The 18,488-nt window shown below is 53.7% G+C and carries 14 protein-coding genes and 2 rRNA genes; 12 read left to right on the forward strand and 4 right to left on the reverse strand.

The window, feature by feature from the left end; all coding sequences use genetic code 11:
• Nucleotides 1-25: 25 nt before the first annotated feature.
• The 12 genes from RHJ02_RS08585 (at nt 26) to RHJ02_RS08640 (ending at nt 12,739) form a co-directional block, all read left to right on the forward strand.
• Nucleotides 26-439, forward strand: a complete 414-nt coding sequence (locus tag RHJ02_RS08585) for an HI0074 family nucleotidyltransferase substrate-binding subunit (protein ID WP_310800133.1) — start codon at nt 26-28, stop codon at nt 437-439.
• On the forward strand, nt 436-756 hold the full coding sequence (locus RHJ02_RS08590) for a nucleotidyltransferase family protein (RefSeq protein WP_302678071.1): 321 nt from the start codon (nt 436-438) through the stop codon (nt 754-756). Before RHJ02_RS08585 ends, RHJ02_RS08590 begins: the two co-directional genes overlap by 4 nt.
• Before the next feature lie 64 nt (nt 757-820).
• Complete coding sequence (gene recO / locus RHJ02_RS08595; RefSeq protein ID WP_206199821.1) at nt 821-1,648, forward strand: DNA repair protein RecO; 828 nt, start codon at nt 821-823, stop codon at nt 1,646-1,648.
• The gene (locus tag RHJ02_RS08600; RefSeq protein ID WP_206199822.1) at nt 1,645-2,946 is read left to right on the forward strand and encodes an MFS transporter; all 1,302 of its coding nucleotides are present in this window, start codon (nt 1,645-1,647) and stop codon (nt 2,944-2,946) included. Before recO ends, RHJ02_RS08600 begins: the two co-directional genes overlap by 4 nt.
• A 91-nt stretch (nt 2,947-3,037) precedes the next feature.
• Entirely contained in the window at nt 3,038-4,441 is a 1,404-nt protein-coding gene (locus RHJ02_RS08605; RefSeq protein WP_206199823.1) for a PP2C family protein-serine/threonine phosphatase, read from the forward strand.
• A 98-nt stretch (nt 4,442-4,539) separates the two neighbouring features.
• Nucleotides 4,540-4,872 (forward strand): hypothetical protein, encoded by a 333-nt coding sequence (locus RHJ02_RS08610; protein WP_206199824.1) that lies wholly within the window; start codon nt 4,540-4,542, stop codon nt 4,870-4,872.
• Nucleotides 4,873-4,948: 76 nt separating this feature from the next.
• Nucleotides 4,949-7,573 (forward strand): DNA mismatch repair protein MutS, encoded by a 2,625-nt coding sequence (mutS, locus tag RHJ02_RS08615; protein ID WP_310744459.1) that lies wholly within the window; start codon nt 4,949-4,951, stop codon nt 7,571-7,573.
• Between the two features lie 49 nt (nt 7,574-7,622).
• Complete coding sequence (locus RHJ02_RS08620; RefSeq protein WP_310800134.1) at nt 7,623-8,849, forward strand: MFS transporter; 1,227 nt, start codon at nt 7,623-7,625, stop codon at nt 8,847-8,849.
• A 68-nt stretch (nt 8,850-8,917) separates the two neighbouring features.
• Nucleotides 8,918-10,627, forward strand: coding sequence for an AarF/ABC1/UbiB kinase family protein (locus RHJ02_RS08625; RefSeq protein ID WP_302676140.1), 1,710 nt, complete (start codon nt 8,918-8,920; stop codon nt 10,625-10,627).
• 24 nt (nt 10,628-10,651) lie between these two features.
• Complete coding sequence (locus RHJ02_RS08630; RefSeq protein WP_302676141.1) at nt 10,652-11,374, forward strand: Stp1/IreP family PP2C-type Ser/Thr phosphatase; 723 nt, start codon at nt 10,652-10,654, stop codon at nt 11,372-11,374.
• A 17-nt stretch (nt 11,375-11,391) separates the two neighbouring features.
• Nucleotides 11,392-11,571 carry a hypothetical protein gene (locus RHJ02_RS08635; protein WP_206199829.1) on the forward strand — a complete coding sequence of 60 codons (180 nt, stop codon included), beginning with the start codon at nt 11,392-11,394 and terminating at the stop codon, nt 11,569-11,571.
• Nucleotides 11,572-11,605: 34 nt separating this feature from the next.
• A complete protein-coding gene (locus RHJ02_RS08640) occupies nt 11,606-12,739 on the forward strand; it encodes a cob(I)yrinic acid a,c-diamide adenosyltransferase (protein ID WP_206199830.1) in 1,134 nt (377 codons plus the stop codon).
• Here RHJ02_RS08640 and RHJ02_RS08645 read toward each other — a convergent pair.
• The 4 genes from RHJ02_RS08645 to RHJ02_RS08660 form a co-directional block, all read right to left on the reverse strand.
• Nucleotides 12,736-13,059: a helix-turn-helix transcriptional regulator gene (locus RHJ02_RS08645; RefSeq protein ID WP_302678076.1), complete on the reverse strand. Its 324-nt coding sequence runs from the start codon at nt 13,057-13,059 to the stop codon at nt 12,736-12,738. The two genes, RHJ02_RS08640 and RHJ02_RS08645, sit on opposite strands and share 4 nt — an antisense overlap.
• A complete protein-coding gene (locus tag RHJ02_RS08650) occupies nt 13,059-14,393 on the reverse strand; it encodes a S41 family peptidase (protein WP_225901541.1) in 1,335 nt (444 codons plus the stop codon). The genes RHJ02_RS08645 and RHJ02_RS08650 overlap by 1 nt, the downstream gene beginning before the upstream one ends.
• Nucleotides 14,394-14,550: 157 nt before the next feature.
• Nucleotides 14,551-14,667: ribosomal RNA gene (gene rrf, locus RHJ02_RS08655) — 5S ribosomal RNA — on the reverse strand.
• 129 nt (nt 14,668-14,796) lie between these two features.
• Nucleotides 14,797-18,411: ribosomal RNA gene (locus tag RHJ02_RS08660) — 23S ribosomal RNA — on the reverse strand.
• Nucleotides 18,412-18,488: the final 77 nt, after the last annotated feature.

Here is an 18,488-nt window from a genome sequence, read left to right on the forward strand (position 1 = left end):
TCGAAGAAACAACGGTTCATAAAACATGACGAATAGAGATGCGATGCGTTGGCAACAGCGGTTGCAGAACTTTGGTCGCGCCCTAATCCGCCTAGAAACCGCCTGTGCTCAGGAGGAGTATTCGGAACTAGAGCGAGCCGGTCTGGTACAAATGTTTGAGTTCACCCTTGAGCTAGCGTGGAAAACATTGAGAGACCTTCTTTTTTATGAGGGGCTGGATGTGAAAACTCCCAGAGAAGCTATTCGCAAGGCCTTTGAGACAGGCTATCTCACCGAGGAAGACACGGAGATACTGCTAGATGCCTTGGCAAGGCGAAATCTCTTGAGCCATACCTACGAAGAGCAAACGACAAAAGAGGCGGAACGACTGATCAAACACAGGTTTACTCCTGTTTTTCGGAAACTGTACAACTGCTTACAGGAAAAATATCAACAATGACGGACGGACTCACCCCAGAAAAACGCAAAGCCATCATTGACACTCTAACGGCCAATCCCAAGGTAGAACGAATCGTCCTCTTTGGCTCACGGGCGATCGGTACCTTCAGAACAACTTCGGATATTGATATTGCCCTCTTTGGCGAGAACCTCACCCTTAGTGATCAAGCTGCCCTTGCCGAGGCGATCGCTGAACTGCCCATTGCCCAACGGGTGGATCTCCTCATCTATCACAGTATTGAGAATGCAACCCTACGGGAAGAGATTAACCAGCATGGGGTGGAATGGTTTGCCCGCAACAAGTTGATCACTGTTTAGGGGACAGGCCGCGATAGGCTAAAAGATAGGCGAACAATCTGCCGCTATTGTCTGGATACTTGGGATGGGTCGCACCTACCGCACAATTGGCATTAACCTCAAGGCCATGCCCCTGGGGGAAAGCGATCGCCTGCTCAGTGTCTTTAGTCGCGATCGCGGGCTGTTGAAGTTAGTCGCCCCCCATAGCCGTGGCTGCCGCTCGAAACTGGGCGGACGGGTGGATTTGTTTGTCGTCAATGACCTTTTTATTAGTCCTGGCCGCAATTTAGATCGCATTCTGCAAGCAGAAACAGTCGCCACCTACCAAGGCCTCAACAGCCACTTGACCACTCTGACCGCTGCCCAGTATCTCGGTGAGGTGGTGCTCTACCAAGTCCATCCGCAGCAGCCTCAACCGGATCTCTTTGATTGGCTCTGTACCACCTTAGACCAGCTTCAGGGGGTTTCGAGTCGCGCTGCCCTAGCGCTATTGGTGCGCGGCCTGTGGGGCATCTTGCGCTTGGGGGGCATTGCCCCAGAATGGTACCAGTGCCATGAAAGTGGCTGCAAAATTGCTGTGCCTGCAGCGGATACCGACTGGCGGGTGGGCTTTAGTTTTGCCAGCGGTGGCGTTTTTATCCTTACAGAAGAAGGGAACGACAGGGGATCTTCGGGGGGCGATCGCCAACTGACAGCCAGTGAAGTGCGCCTCGGGCAATGGCTTGCACTGCCCACCACCCCATCCTTGGCACGGGATGAATTCCTTGCCCAAGCCGAGACCTATCCCCTCAGTGTTTGGCTGTCCCTTGAACGCATATTGCGCCAGTACCTGCAATTTCACCTTGAGCAAACGCTGCAGGTGCCTCCCCTCCTTGATCATTGTTTTTCACCTGTTGCGGTGTCCCAGCCATGACCATTGAGCAGCAAGACATTCGCATAGATCTCCCCCTACCACCGGTGCCTCCCCTCTGGCAAAACCGCAATTTTATTGCTCTTTGGTTGGCGCAGGTCTGCTCACAGTTGGCTGACAAAATTTACCTTGTATTTGTAATTGCCCTCACTACAGAGTTTTTCCAAGCGGCAGACCAGAGTATTAGTGGCTGGGTGTCAGCAATTATGGTGGCCTTTACGATTCCGGCCATTCTCCTCGGATCGGTGGCGGGGGTGCTGGTGGATCGCTGGTCGAAAAAACAGGTACTTATCGTGACCAATCTCTACCGTGCCCTCCTTGTCTTAGGGATTCCGATCACGATTCTCCTTGGCGCCGGGCAATGGTTTGGGTTTATGGCGCTGTTGCTGATCACGTTTACGATTTCCTGTTTAACCCAATTTTTTGCCCCCGCAGAACAGGCAGCCATTCCGCTGCTGGTGGATAAGTCCCATCTGCTGTCGGCCAACTCCCTCTATACCCTGACGATGATGGCTGCTCTCGTGGTGGGGTTCGCTGCGGGTGAGCCGCTTTTGAATCTTGCGAGCCACTGGCACTCCCAGTGGGGTGGGGCTGTCTTTGTCAGTGCCTGCTATGGCGGGGCAGCACTCCTACTCATGCTGCTGCGGCCACCGGATCAGTGTCATCTGCCACCAAGCCGCTATCGTCAAGTGTGGCAAGAACTCCGCCAAGGCCTTCAGCTTTTGCAGGAATATACAGCCCTGCGTTTTGCCCTGCTGCAACTCATCCTGCTGTTTGCCATTGTCGCGGCGATGTCGGTTTTGGTGGTGCGCCTTGCGGAGGTCTTACCCAGCCTCGATACGGATCAATTTGGGTTTCTTTTGGCGGCTGCGGCCGGCGGACTCGGGCTAGGGGCACTGCTTTTGAATACAGTGGGCAAGCACTTTGCCTACGGCTGGTCGAGTTTATTGGGCTGTTGGGGCATGGGGGGCATGTTTGTTGGTCTGTCCTTGAGTCTAGATTCTTTGGCTTGGAGCATGGGCTACATCATTGGTTTGGGCTTCTTTGCCGCCTTTGTGGCGATTCCAATGCAAACCTTAATTCAACTGATGACCCCAGCCGAACAGCGAGGGGCGATTTTTGGCCTGCAAAATAACCTCGTGAATATTGCCCTCAGTGTGCCCTTGGCGGTGGTTGGTTTAGCGGAGACGTGGTGGGGGCTGCAACCCGTACTCATTGGCTTGGGGGGGGCGATCGCCCTTGGTGGGACGCTGATGACCCTCAACCATCGCAACGGCATGGTGACTGGCGGCCTGCTCTAAAAGTTCCATAAAAAATCTTAAATCCTTTCATCTTGACGTTTTTTGCGCTACGCTGTAGAGTCAATTGACGCTTTTGCTGGCGTAACTTGCCATGTCACCTGCCTTCCCCTCATCCTCTACGACCTCCTCTAGCCCTGTGATCGCCCTCAAGGAAATGGTGTCGCGGTTACAGCGGGAAAATAGTAAAATTCAGGAGCTATTGGCCTCCCTGAGCTTTGCGCTGCGGAGTTTCAACAACCTGAATCAATTTTTTGAACTGATCCCACTGATTACCTGCCGCGTGACGGAGGCGGAGGCCGCGGCCCTGGTTTTATTTCGCGCCGATGGTCAGGCTCGTCTTGAACAACTCCATTGTCACGCCAGCGATCAGTGCCCCAATATTCGCGCCGCCCTAGAAACGGCCACCCGCACCCTTGCCAATAGCGTTGGTATGGCTGCAATTGATGCGGGGAGCGATCGCGAGATCAGCCGTCCTCGGCTTGAGCAACTTTTGGATCAGCAACTGCGAGAACGTCTCCCCCAAGGCATTCAGTTCTACGGCACGGCGATTCTCGTCAAGGATTCGGGACTCACGGAGCGGGGGCGGCTCTACGTTTTTAGTCAGCAACCCGAATACGAGTGGAATGAAACACGGCAGCAACTGTTGCAGGTGATCGCGGATCAAACAGCCGTGGCCATTGCCAATGATGAACTGGCCTTAAAGTTGCGCGATCGCCAGCGTTTGGATCGGGAACTGGAAATTGGGGCAGAAATTCAACGGCGACTCTTGCCCCACCGCTGCCCCAAAATCCACGGCCTCGAGCTAGCCGCCGAGTGCCGCACCGCCAGTTGGGTGGGGGGAGACTACTATGACTTTATCCCCATTACCTATGGCCTCGGTGATCAAAAGGAGATCGAGCAAGGCCGTTGGGGCATTGCCATTGGGGATGTGATGGGTAAGGGGGTACCGGCCGGATTGATCATGACCATGACCCGCGGCATGCTGCGGGCAGAAGCCCTCAATGGTCACCGTCCCAGTCGAATTTTGCAGCACCTCAATCGGGCGATGCAGCCGGATTTAGAAAGCTCCCATCGCTTTGTTACCCTCTTTTACTCTGAGTACAATCCCCAAACCCGGCTCTTGGCCTACAGTAATGCGGCTCACCTTCCCCCCCTGCTGTGGCGGGCTGAAACGGGGACTATCCATCGGCTAGACACCTACGGCATGCTTATTGGTTTGGATACTCGCAGCCAATATCAAGAGGCAGAAGTGCGACTGCAACCCGGCGACACGGTGGTTTACTACACGGATGGCATCACAGAAGCCGATAATCCGAAAGGTAAACGCTTTGAGGAAGAGCGCCTCGCAGCAGTCTTCAAAGAGGGCTGTGCCAAGGGTTTGGGCGCTCAGGCCTTATTAGACTACATCTTCGATGCCGTTGATGCCTTTACCAATGCCAATGGCCGGCGCAGCGATGATATGACGTTGGTGATTCTGCGAGTCATTGACCAATAGGGGATAGAGCCGCCGCTTGTCCAGCAGTCACCCCAAGCATCTTGACAATAAGATCAATACAAACGGTTAAGATAGCCACAGAGGCGTGTGAGGTGGGGATGCGCTACTTTGTCGAGGTCAGCTTCCGCTGCGATGATGAGGCCATTTGGGATACCCTCACCCGTTATTTGGGTCTTGTCGAAGCGAAAATGCTGAATCAAGCAATGACGCTCCACCATTTTTTTGAAATCCATCCCCTTGTTACTGGTGTGGAAACCTTTGTCCAATCCAGCGAAAGCCAACCCTATCTCTTGATGACTACGTATCCGGAACGCATCAGCAAGGCCAATGTGCAACGTAGCCGCTTTCAAGAGGCAATGTCCATCCTTGGGGAACATAGTCCGGGACTGGCAGAGTGGCTCTTCATGGAGACTACGGGAGATGAGTATTAGGTGCGCTACGCCACGATAGGGAAAACTATAATATAAAGTCCCTTTGGAGCACACCACAGGAAGTTGTGACGTTGCTATGTCCGACGATCGCCCGCTGCCCCATTCTGAGACTGAGTCCCCTGCCCTGCGCTTAGGACGCAACCCTGGTCTACAGGTGCGCCACGATGAGGTGGAGCGATCGCTGTTGACGCCGATGCTGCAGCACTATGCTGAACTCAAAGATGCCTATCCCCAAGCGCTGCTGCTCTACCGCGTAGGCGATTTCTACGAAACCTTTTTTCAAGACGCCTGCACCGTTGCCCGCGAGCTGGAACTGGTGCTCACCGGTAAAGAGGGGGGCAAAGAAGTTGGCCGGGTGGCCATGGCTGGCATTCCCCACCATGCCCTTGAACGCTATTGCCGCACCCTTATTGAAAAGGGCTACGCCATTGCCATCTGCGATCAAGTGGAAGACCCCGCCCAAGCTCAAGGACTGGTGAAGCGGGAAGTGACCCGAGTGTTTACGCCAGGAACGGTGTTGGACACAGAACTGCTCCAACCGCGCCGCAATAATTTTTTAGCTGCTGTTCTGCTTTCTGGGAGCCATTGGGGATTGGCCTATGCCGATGTTTCGACGGGGGAGTTTTGTACCACCCAAAGCAGCGATCGCGCCGAGTTAATTGCTGAACTCAACCGCTTACAACCTGCAGAGATTCTCCTGCCTAGTCAGGCTCCAGACATTAATCGCGTTTTGCGCCCGGGTGAAGCTCAGGATCAATTGCCCCCTGAATTGCCGCCCCAGTGGTGCTACACTCTGCGATCGCCCCAAGATTTTCAGGCAGCGGAAGCACGCCAACGCCTGTGTCAACGTTTTCAGGTCAAATCCCTTGAAGGCTTTGGCTGTGAGCATCTGCCCCTTGCTATGCGGGCGGCCGGTGGCCTCTTGGCCTACTTGGATGAAACCCATCGCCAACAACCGGTGCCCCTGCAAAACCTCAGTACCTACTCCCTCGCCCAGTATCTCTTTCTCGACCCGCAAACCCGCCGCAATCTAGAACTGACGCAAACTGTCCGCGATGGCAGCTTCCAAGGCTCGCTCCTGTGGGCGATCGATCGCACCACAACCGCCATGGGGGGGCGTCTATTACGCCGCTGGCTCCTGCAACCACTGCTGGATATTGAACAAATTAATGCTCGCCAAGAGGCTATTGCTGAATTAATGGCCAATAGTAGCCTGCGCCAGAGCTTGCATCGCCATCTTCAGGAAATCTATGACCTTGAACGCTTAGCCGGTCGCGCCGGCTCAGGGACAGCCAATGCACGGGATCTAGCAGCTCTACGGGACTCCTTCCGCACGTTGGTGTCCTTAGCAGCGGTGGTCGCCGACACTGAATCTCCCTATCTCCAAGCCCTAGCTCAACTTCCTCCCGTAATTGAGCAATTGGCAGAGACCCTCAGCGCAGCCCTTGTGGATCAGCCCCCCATTAGTCTCACCGAAGGGGGTCTCCTGCGATCGGGTGCCTACCCCGAACTAGATCAGCAACGCCAGCAAATTGAGCAAGATCAGCAGTGGATTCTTAATTTAGAAGCCCAAGAACGGCAACGCACAGGCATTACCACGCTCAAAGTGGGCTATACCAAAGTCTTTGGCTACTATCTGAGTGTCTCCCGCGCCAAGCTGAACCAAGTCCCCGATGACTATATCCGCAAACAAACCCTAACAAATGAGGAACGCTTTATCACGGCGGAACTCAAGGAACGGGAAGCACGGCTATTGGCGGCTCAAAGCCATCTTTTTGAACTGGAGTACCAGTATTTTGTGCAGTTGCGGGAGCAGGTGGCCGCTCAGGCCTCAACGATTCGTGAGATTGCGGCAGCGGTGGCAGCGGTAGATGCCCTTTTGGGGTTAGCAGAGGTGGCGTTGTATCAGGGCTATTGCCGACCGCAAATGACCCGCGATCGCCAGCTTCAGATTCACGGCGGGCGCCATCCGGTGGTCGAGCAGATGTTACCAGCGGGGTTTTTCGTTCCCAACGATACGGAACTCGGTACAAGCGCTGATTTGATGGTGCTGACAGGCCCCAATGCCAGTGGCAAAAGTTGTTATCTACGGCAGGTGGGTTTGATTCAACTGCTGGCGCAAATGGGCAGTTATGTGCCCGCCACCAGTGCTACTTTGGGAGTGTGCGATCGCATTTTTACGCGGGTGGGTGCCGTTGACGATCTCGCCACGGGTCAATCTACCTTTATGGTGGAGATGAATGAAACGGCCAATATCCTCAACCATGCGGGCGATCGCTCCCTGGTTCTCCTCGATGAAATTGGGCGCGGTACGGCCACTTTTGATGGGCTGGCGATCGCTTGGTCAGTGGCAGAATACCTAGCCACCACACTCAAATCCCGCACCATTTTTGCCACCCACTACCACGAACTGAATCAACTGGCAACGCTACTGCCCAATGTGGCCAACTACCAAGTGGTGGTCAAAGAACTCCCCGACGAGATTATTTTTCTCCACCAAGTCAAGCCCGGCGGTGCCGATCGCTCCTACGGCATTGAAGCGGGACGCCTTGCCGGATTGCCCCCCATCGTGATTCAACGTGCCCGTGAAGTGATGCGCCAAATTGAGAAGCACAGCAAAATTGCCGTGGGACTACGCAAAAGCCAAATGAATGGCACACCAACTACCCCCGAAATTGATCAGGGCGAGCTACCCTTTTAATTCCTTGGCTAGAATAGAAAATGTAACGTTTTGTTAACAAGGGGGATCCGTGGTTCTCCTGCTGAAGTTACCCCCACCCTTGCGGCAAACCCTGTTGAGGCTCATCGTAGCCGGCCTTTTGTTTTGGTCGAGCATTGCGGCAATGTTGCCCACGTTACCCCTCTACATTGCTGAGAAGGGGGGCACGCCCCATCAGGTGGGGTTTGTCATGGGTGCCTTTGCCGTAGGGCTGATTGCTTCCCGCTCGTGGTTAGGGCCTCTGGCCGATCGCCGGGGACGCAAAATTACACTGCTGATTGGCCTCGCGGTGGCCGCGATCGCTCCCCTGTTTTATATCGTCAGCCACAACCTACCCCTCCTTGTTGTGGTGCGCCTTCTCCATGGCGTGAGCATCGCTGGCTTTACCACCGGCTACATGGCACTGGTGACGGATATTGCCCCACCTGAGCATCGCGGTGAAATCATTGGCTACACCAGCCTTGTCCATCCCATTGGGGTTGCCCTCGGACCGAGTCTCGGCAGTTGGCTGCAAATGAACTACAGTCATAGCTTGGTCTTCATGGTTGCCAGTAGCTTAGCTGCCCTTGGGTTCATGGCTGCCGCAGGCGTGCGGGCGGTGAATATCCCACAGGACTGTGGAGGGTCTCGCCCAGAGAAAGCCCTCTTTTGGCGGCTCTTGCTTTCAGAACGGCTGCGGATTCCCAGCTTGGTGATGCTGAGTGTAGGGCTGACCTTTGGCACGATCGCCACCTTTATTCCCCTGTTTATTGCGGCTGAGCGGCTCGACATTTCCGCAGGGCTGTTTTACTCCGTGGCGGCGATCGCCAGCTTTATCGGTCGTGTGGCCACGGGTTCTGCCTCCGATCACTGGGGAAGGGGCATTTTTATCTCCGCCAGCCTTGCCTGCTATGTGGTCTCAATGGTGCTCCTCGCTCAAGCCCAAACCCCCTTGGATATCCTCTGGGCGGCGATTCTTGAAGGTCTTGCCGGCGGTGTCCTGATTCCCATGGTCGCTGCCCTGATGGCCGATCGCTCCACCACCGATGAGCGGGGACGGGTTCTCAGCCTCAGTTTAGGGGGCTTTGATCTGGGGATGGCCTTGGCAGGGCCAGTGCTGGGGGGGCTGATTGATCCTTTGGGTTATCGCCTCATCTTTCGCATGGCGGCGGTCTTTAGCCTCTTGGGGCTAACCTTCTTTTTAACCGCTAGTAGCAAAAGCCTGCCCGATTCCCTGCGTTTTGCCCTCGGCATGGGGCGCGATCGCTATGCCCTGTAGCCTATTATTCTTTGGTATCGTTAGGGATTCGTTACAATTTGTTGAGATCACCCACTAGGGAAAAGCGTGTGTCCACACCAGTTTCGGCCAGTTTGACGCCCACCGGCAAATCCTACCGTTGGAATCGCGAGCGTTACTCAAAAACGCGGCGCTTCTTTGATATTTGGTTTTTTGTCTGGCGATTTCTCTTTGGCCGTTGGCTCCTCACCAAATCTTGGAGCTACTGGGGCGGTATGACCGATGCTAAGCGTGCGGCGCGACGCCGTGCCCAAGCGATTTGGATTCGCGAAACCTTCCTTGACCTTGGCCCCACCTTCATTAAACTGGGGCAACTCTTTTCCACCCGTGCCGATCTCTTCCCCAGCGAATACGTCGAAGAACTGAGCAAGCTCCAAGATCGCGTCCCCGCCTTTAGTTACGAGCTAGTCGAAAAAATCATCTACGAAGACTTTGGCCGCCATATCCCTGAACTGTTTCGCAGTTTTGATCCCATCCCCATGGCTGCCGCCAGTCTGGGTCAAGTCCACAAAGCGCAACTGCTCTCAGGCGAAGAAGTGGTGGTCAAAGTCCAACGCCCCGGCCTGCGGCAGTTGTTTGACATTGATCTAGCGATTCTCAAAGGCATTGCCCAATACTTTCAAAACCACCCCAAATGGGGGCAAGGGCGCGACTGGATGGGCATCTACGATGAGTGTTGTCGCATTCTCTACGAAGAAATTGACTACCTCAATGAGGGACGCAATGCCGACACCTTCCGCCGCAACTTTCGCGATCGCGACTGGGCCTGTGTTCCTCGCGTCTATTGGCGCTACACCTCACGGCGTGTGCTCACCCTTGAGTACCTACCGGGGATTAAAATTAGCCACTACGAAGCCCTTGAAGCGGCGGGTCTAGACCGCAAACGCCTTGCTGAACTCGGTGCCAAGGCCTACCTCTATCAAGTTCTTAATGACGGCTTTTTCCACGCTGACCCCCATCCAGGCAACATTGCCGTCAGCCCCAACGGCCAACTGATTTTCTACGACTTTGGCATGATGGGGCGCATTCAACCTGTGACTCGCGATAAATTGCTGAAAACATTTTTAAGCATTGCCCAACGGGATGCCGAACAGGTGGTACAGTGCCTTGTAGAGCTAGGAGCGTTGGTTCCCACAGGCGATCTAGGGCCGGTACGTCGCTCGATTCAGTATCTCCTCGACAATTTCATGAACCAGTCCTTTGAAGCCCAATCGGTGGCTCAAATTAGCGATGACCTCTACGAAATTGCCTATGACCAACCCTTCCGGTTTCCCGCCACCTTTACCTTTGTGATGCGGGCGTTTTCCACCCTAGAGGGGGTAGGCAAAGGACTCGACAAAGACTTTAACTTCATGCAAGTTGCCCAACCATTTGCGACCGAACTTATGACCAACGGAAACTTCCCCGATCCCAGTAATGGCAGTCTTTTCTCTGAACTGAGTCGTCAAGCGGCTCAAGTGGGCAGCAGTGCCATTGGCTTGCCCCGTCGCCTTGAAGAGGTGCTCGATAAACTGGAAAATGGTGATTTGCGCTTGCGCGTCCGTTCCAGTGAGAGCGATCGCATTCTGCGGCGCCTGAGTAACATTAACTTAGGGCTAAATTATGTCGTCCTTATTGGCAGTTTTTCCTTAGTGGCGACAATTTTACTCGTGAACCAGTATCTCCTCTTGGCGGGTGTGGCAGCCGCATTAGCGGTATGGTTTGGTATCCTCTATTGGCGACTAATGCTTAAACTCGATAAGTATGAAAAAATGTTTTAACAAGCAGCCCAACATAGGGGGGTCATGGACGTTGCCGGCTTAACTGATTGTGGTCTGATTCGCAAAAGCAATCAGGATGCTTTTTATGTTGACGAAAAGCATCAGCGTTTTTTTATTGTGGCCGATGGCATGGGTGGGCACGCTGGGGGCGAGGAAGCCAGTCGTTTAGCTGTCGAACATATTCAGGCATTCTTGGAAACCCACCTTGAAGACCTGCAGCATGACCCTGTGACCCTACTCCGCCAAGCCTTTCTCGCTGCCAATCAGGCCATTGTTGAGCAGCAACGCCAAAATACTGCCCGTGCTGATATGGGGACAACGGCTGTGGTGGTTCTCGTTGATGAAAAGGGCGATCGCGCTTGGTGTGCCCATGTGGGCGACTCCCGCATCTACCGCTGGCGCAAAGACCAACTCCAGCAAATTACCAGCGATCACACTTGGATTGCCCAAGCCGTACAACTGGGTAGCTTGACCATTGAGCAGGCGCGGCAGCATCCGTGGCGCCATGTCCTCTCCCAGTGCCTAGGCCGCGAAGACCTCACCCAAATTGATATTCAACCCATTGATCTAGAGCCGGGCGATCGCCTGCTGCTGTGCAGTGACGGCTTAACTGAAGAACTCACCGACGAGGTGATCAGTATCTACCTCAGTGAACCCAATGTCGAAAAAGCAGCAACCGCCCTTGTCAATGCAGCTAAAACCCACGGTGGCCGTGACAATGTCACCGTCGTTGTCATTGGTGTTTAACCCATCAAGCAAAACCTATGCAAACGGAATTTATCCGTCTGACCCTACCCCGACATACCCTCTCCCCGCCTTTCCATGAGGCCATCGAACAGACCCTGCAAGCCCATGGTCAGCCCCTGCGTTGGGCGATTACCGCCACCACTACCACAGATCTAACGGTTGAAGCAGTTGTTCTCAAAACCCCACCCCGCCCTTGATACAATCCCTCTAGATTCTTTGATTCACACCCCTATGACCCGTGCAGGTATTGGCATTCAAACCGCTCAGATTCGCCCCGGACGGGTGAGCGGTCAGCTCCACGTCTATGACGGTGCCGGTAAGGGCAAATCCCAAGCTGCCCTCGGGGTTGTTCTGCGCTCCATTGGTCTGGGTATTGCCTCTGCCTGGCCCACTCGGGTACTCTTGTTGCGCTTTCTCAAAGGACCCGGCCGTGCCTATGCCGAAGATGCCGCCATTGAAGCGCTGCAGCGCGGGTTTCCCCATTTAATCGATCAAGTGCGGACGGGGCGCGCAGAATACTTTACCGCCGAAGAAATTACCAAATTTGATCGCCAAGAAGCCCAGCGGGGTTGGGATATTGCCAAGGGAGCGATCGCCTCTGGTCTCTATTCCGTCATTGTTTTAGATGAACTCAACCCCGTCCTAGATTTAGGCCTTTTGCCCGTTGATGAAGTTGTCAACACCCTCCGCCGCAAGCCCGAACACCTAGAAATTATTGCCACTGGCCGGGGGGCTCCTGCCCAACTCCTGCAAATTGCTGACCTCCACTCCGAGATGCGTCCCCTTGTGCATCCTACGGCTCAAGAACAGGGCATTGAAGGCATTGAAATCTATACGGGTGACGGCAAAGGCAAGTCCACCAGTGCCCTCGGTAAAGCCCTTCAGGCGATCGGCAAAGGAATTAGCCGCGATCAATCCCACCGTGTGCTCATTCTCCAGTGGCTCAAGGGGGGGCAAGGCTACACCGAAGATGCCGCGATCGCTGCCCTCAAAGAGAGCTATCCCCATTTAGTGGATCATCACCGCTGTGGTCGGGATGCCATTGTCTGGCGCGGTCAGCAGCAGGAAATTGACTACATCGAAGCCGAACGCGGCTGGGAAATTGCTCGAGCCGCCATTGCCTCTGGCCTTTACAAGACCATTATTCTCGATGAACTCAACCCCACCGTTGACCTCGAGCTTCTCCCCGTCGAACCGATTGTCCAAACACTCCTGCGCAAGCCGCGCACCACGGAAATCATTATTACCGGTCGCTGCAAATATCCCCCCGCCTACTTTGAACTCGCCAGCGTCCACTCGGAGATGATCTGCCACAAGCACTATGCTGAAAAAGGCGTTGATCTCAAGCGCGGCATTGATTTTTAAGAACAGATGCGAGCCAGCACCGTTTCCCCCACCGTAAACTGCTGCAAATAGGCCATTAGGACTTCAAATTGGGGACGATTGAGGCGGTAATAGACCCACCGCCCTTCTTGACGCGACAGCACGAGATTGGCTTGCCGCAGTGCCCGCAGATGAAACGAGAGTTTTGAGGGGGTCAGGTGCAGGCGATCGCACAGATCACAGACACATAGCTCCTCCCGATGCAGAATCTCAATCACCTTCAACCGCAACGGCTCCCCAAGGGCATGAAAGGCCAATTGAATCTCAGCGGGGTATTCCTGATCAATCTCTGAAACAACCATCACTGCACCGGACAAGGGACACCAAGGGGCTGGCGAAACTGCTCCTGCTCCCCTGTTTGCGCCGTATTCACAGGCTTAGGCGCTTGACTGCGATAAATGACTTGGCGCAATTGAGCCACCCCTGCTTGGTACAAGCGATCGGCTGCTGTCGTCCACAAACGGGGATTGGTACTCACCTCTTGCGGCAGCGTCACCATTACATTCGGCGTAATCCCTGTGCGGTTAATATCTGTGCCATTGGGCGTGTAGTAATGGGCAACCGTCACCGACAATCCTGAACCATCACTCAATTGATGAATGGATTGTACCAAGGCCTTACCGTAGGTTGGCGTGCCCACCACAATCGCACGACCGTTATCCTGCAATGCCCCTGTGAGAATTTCACTACTGCTAGCAGAGCGGTGATCCACCAAAACCACGAGGGGCAAATTCGTCAATGCCGATTGATTCGCCCGTGCCTGCTCACTGTGGCCACTGCGATCGACCGTACGCACAATCAAACCTTGATTCAACCACATGCGGGCAATATCAATGCCTGCCTGCAATAGTCCTCCTGGATTCCCCCGCAAATCCAAAACAAACCCCTCCACCTTCTCCGCCTCTAGCTTGCGAATCGCCGCGCGCAACTGATCCGCTGCATGGGCAGTAAATTCACTCAGATAGATATAGCCAATGCGGGCACCGCCTTCCTCCTTCACCAGCGATCGCACCGCAGGGAGTTCAATCAATGCCCGTGTCAGCGTCAGGCGAAAGGTACCGCGATTAGGGCGAAACAACTGAAGTTCAATGGGAGTCCCCACCCGCCCCCGAATCCGCCGCGATGCCTCCTCAATCGACATCCGCCGAGTAGAGTGACCATCAATGGCCAGCAGGCGATCGCCCGCCCGAATTCCCGCCTTAGTTGCAGGTGAATTTTCCAGCGGCTCCAAAATGGTCAACTGTTGTGTCTTTTCATCCACCGTCAAGCGAATACCAATCCCCGAAACTTCCCCCGACGTTTGCGTGCGCAAAGCCGTAAACTCCTCTGGAGTCATGAAGCGCGTATAGGGGTCATTCAACTGCTGCAACATTCCCCGAATAGCTGCATAGGCCTGCTCCCGCGACGTATAGCGCTGCGCCAAAAGTTGCCGCCGTACCGCCAGCCAATCCACCTGATTAAACGACTCATCCACATATTCCTGCTGCACAATTTGCCATACCTCATCCACCAACATCTTGGGGCTATCCTGCATTCGTCCATAGCTTGGTAACGCCGCCGCCAGCACCGCTGCCACCACCGAGGAACCCACCAGCACCCAGTGCTGAAGACCCATCAAACGCATGAATTGAGGCATGACCCTAAAAACCTTTTGAGGAGAGCGATATTTGATGCAATATAGACCGAACTACCCATCGATGTCACTCCTCTATCCAAAACCGATCATCCCTTAAACATTTCTTAAAAATCAAGACCCCACCTAGACAACCTAGATGGGGTGGTTTGAATATTTTGCCTAGCACCGAGCTATTTTTGCAGGAGGCGACCCTCCGACTATCTTCACCGCTGCGGCGTTTCACCTCTGAGTTCGGGATGGATCAGCGTGGTTCCACCGCGCCATAGGCACTAGGCGAAACATGAATTTTTCTTGAATTGAGAACCTAGACTAAAGAGTTGCTAGATAAATTCAGGATCAATAACCTTTCAACTAAATAGCGATTGTCAGTATAGTTAATTGAATCAGACACCTGTTGATTGATGAGGTCAAGCCCTCGGTCTATTAGTACTCCTAGACTTCATCCATTACTGGACTTCCATCGAGAGCCTATTAACGGGTGTTCTACCCGTGACCTTACTGGCTTACGCCATGGGAGCACTCATCTTGAGGTGGGCTTCCCACTTAGATGCTTTCAGCGGTTATCCACTCCGCACATGGCTACCCTGCGTTTACCGTTGGCACGATAACAGGTACACCAGAGGTGCGTTCCTCCCGGTCCTCTCGTACTAAGGAGGACTCCTCTCAATGCTCCTACGCCTGCACCGGATATGGACCGAACTGTCTCACGCATGTTGTTCTCGTATCACTACGAGCATGGACTATATCTTCATCCTGACTCTCGCCATTAACGAATCAGGAGCCGACATTTGATGTCTCTGACAACCTCAGAGCATCTCAGCTTACGCTTGATGGCTAACTCAAGCCTAGGCTTCAGTCTCTACGGGATCAAGAGTTGTCGTGATCTCAAGAACTGTTCTACTTGATCAGAGCGAATCGAACGATTTTTGGAAGCATTCAGCTCACCAAATTGATCCACCTGCTGAGCAAGTTTTAGGAATTGTTCTGGCGTTAATCGCCTTGATTGAACAACTTCCTGTAGAACAGTAATTGCTAAATCACATTGTGGCTTCTTGAGTTTAAGGTAGCTGCGAAGAGTTAGCAGCACTTCTAAGACAGATGGCGCATCAACAATTGCATACTCGCTTAAGCCATCCTTTCGGTCTCTCACAAACCCTGCTTGGAAAATAGACTTTAACCACTCCAAGAAGGAACGATGCGAAGAAGACTGAAAGAAGGTGATGCTAGCACGAATTTGATAACCAAGGATGTAATCCTTACGTCGCACTAGTTGAAGATTGATGCAACCATCACCATCCAAAAAACCAGCAATGTAACTCAGCGTTAAATCGTCTGTCACGAGACTCTTGCTTACCCTCGGTATTGTCTTAATCAGCCGTTCGTCACTGATCAAGATTCTACCGATTTTAGTCGGTTTGCTGCTCCACATTACTGTGAAGTGACGCAATGATTTACGTTCTGAACCCAGCTCACGTACCGCTTTAATGGGCGAACAGCCCAACCCTTGGGACGTACTACCGCCCCAGGTTGCGATGAGCCGACATCGAGGTGCCAAACCTCCCCGTCGATGTGAACTCTTGGGGGAGATCAGCCTGTTATCCCTAGAGTAACTTTTATCCGTTGAGCGACGGCCCTTCCACGCGGAACCGTCGGATCACTAAGGCCGACTTTCGTCTCTGCTCGACTTGTAGGTCTTGCAGTCAAGCTCCCTTATGCCTTTGCACTCTACGGCTGATTTCCGACCAGCCTGAGGGAACCTTTGCGCGCCTCCGTTACCATTTAGGAGGCGACCGCCCCAGTCAAACTGCCCACCTGAAACTGTTCCTTCGCTGGCTAACAGCAGAAGGTTAGAATTCTAGCCTTGCCAGAGTGGTATCTCACCGGCGACTCCATATCCCCCGCAAGGGATACTTCAACGTCTCCCACCTATCCTGCGCAAGCAAAGCCCGAACCCAATTCCAGGCTACAGTAAAGCTTCATAGGGTCTTTCTGTCCGGGTGCAGGTAGTCCGCATCTTCACAGACACTTCTATTTCGCCGAGCCTCTCTCCGAGACAGCGCCCAGATCGTTACGCCTTTCGTGCGGGTCGGAACTTACCCGACAAGGAATTTCGCTACCTTAGGACCGTTATAGTTACGGCCGCCGTTCACCGGGGCTTCGGTCGCCAGCTTCGCTTGCGCTGACCAGCTTCCTTAACCTTCCGGCACTGGGCAGGCGTCAGCCCCCATACATCGTCTTACGACTTAGCGGAGACCTGTGTTTTTGGTAAACAGTCGCCTGGGCCTCTTCACTGCGACCACCTCTCGGTGGCACCCCTTCTCCCGAAGTTACGGGGCCATTTTGCCGAGTTCCTTAGAGAGAGTTATCTCGCGCCCCTTGGTATACTCTACCCCCCCACCTGTGTCGGTTTCGGGTACGGGTATCTTGGCTTAACGTGCTTAGAGCTTTTCTTGGAAGCATGACATCAATCACTTCCCCACCGTAGTGGGTCGTACTCCTGCCTTAGCTCAGAGCGTTTTCACCGCTCCTCAACACCTCGGACAGTTGAACCGGTAACCAACATCCGGCTGATCTAGCCTTCTCCGTCCCTCTGCACAAACCAAGATGAGTACTGGAATATTGACCAGTTGTCCATCGACTACGCCTTTCGGCCTCGCCTTAGGTCCCGACTAACCCTTCGCGGACGAGCCTTCCGAAGGAACCCTTGGGGTTTCGGGGCATTGGATTCTCACCAATGTTTTCGCTACTCAAGCCGACATTCTCACTTCTGCCTCGTCCACACCTGCTTACGCTAGTGCTTCAAACTAATGCAGAACGCTCCCCTACCACTTACGTAGTAAGTCCACAGCTTCGGTACATCACTTAGTCCCGTTCATTTTCGGCGCAGGAACGCTTGACCAGTGAGCTATTACGCACTCTTTTAAGGATGGCTGCTTCTAGGCAAACCTCCTGGTTGTCTGAGCATCCCCACCTCCTTTGCCACTTAGTGATGATTTAGGGACCTTAGCTGGTGGTCTGGGCTGTTTCCCTCTCGACGATGAAGCTTATCCCCCACCGTCTGACTGGCTGTGTGTACACAGGGTATTCAGAGTTTGACTCGATTTGGTACCGCTCTCGCAGCCCGCACCGAATCAGTGCTTTACCCCCCTGCTATAATCACAACCGCTATGCCTCAACATATTTCGGGGAGAACCAGCTAGCTCCGGGTTCGATTGGCATTTCACCCCTAACCACAGCTCATCCGCCGATTTTTCAACATCGGTCGGTGCGAACCTTCACTTGGTGTTACCCAAGCTTCATTCTGGCCATGGTTAGATCACCCGGGTTCGGGTCTATAAATACTGACAAACGCCCTATTCAGACTCGCTTTCGCTATGGCTTCGGCATTCTTGCCTTAACCTGCCAGTACCTATAAGTCGCCGGCTCATTCTTCAACAGGCACGCCGTCACTCGTTAAATCGAGCTTCGACTGCTTGTAAGCCTACGGTTTCATGTTCTATTTCACTCCCCTTCCGGGGTTCTTTTCACCTTTCCCTCGCGGTACTATACGCTATCGGTCACACAGGAGTATTTAGCCTTACGAGGTGGTCCTCGCAGATTCATCCGGAATTCCACGTGCTCCGGACTACTCGGGATACAGCTAGGATTGTTAAGCTTTTGACTACAGGACTTTCACCTTCTCTGGTGTAGCATTCCACTACTTCGTCTAGCCGCTCAATTCCACGTTGCTGTCCCACGACCCCAACAGGCAAGCCCGTTGGTTTAGGCTGTTCCCCTTTCGCTCGCCGCTACTAAGGGAATCGAGTTTTCTTTCTTTTCCTCTGGCTACTAAGATGTTTCAGTTCGCCAGGTTCGCCCTCTAACGTTATGGATTGGCGTTAGAGTCACTGGGTTACCCCATTCGGAAATCTCCGGATCAAAGCTTGTTTCCAGCTCCCCGAAGCGTATCGTCGGTATCCACGTCCTTCATCGCCTCTGTGTGCCTAGGTATCCACCGTAGGCTCTTTGTAGCTTGACCACAGTCAACATTGGTGTCTGTGTTTCTAGATAGAACAAGTGGTTGTCCTATCCAAGATAACTACCTGACTAATCGCT

Source organism: Thermosynechococcus sp. TG215 (assembly GCF_031583455.1).
Taxonomy (GTDB): domain Bacteria; phylum Cyanobacteriota; class Cyanobacteriia; order Thermosynechococcales; family Thermosynechococcaceae; genus Thermosynechococcus.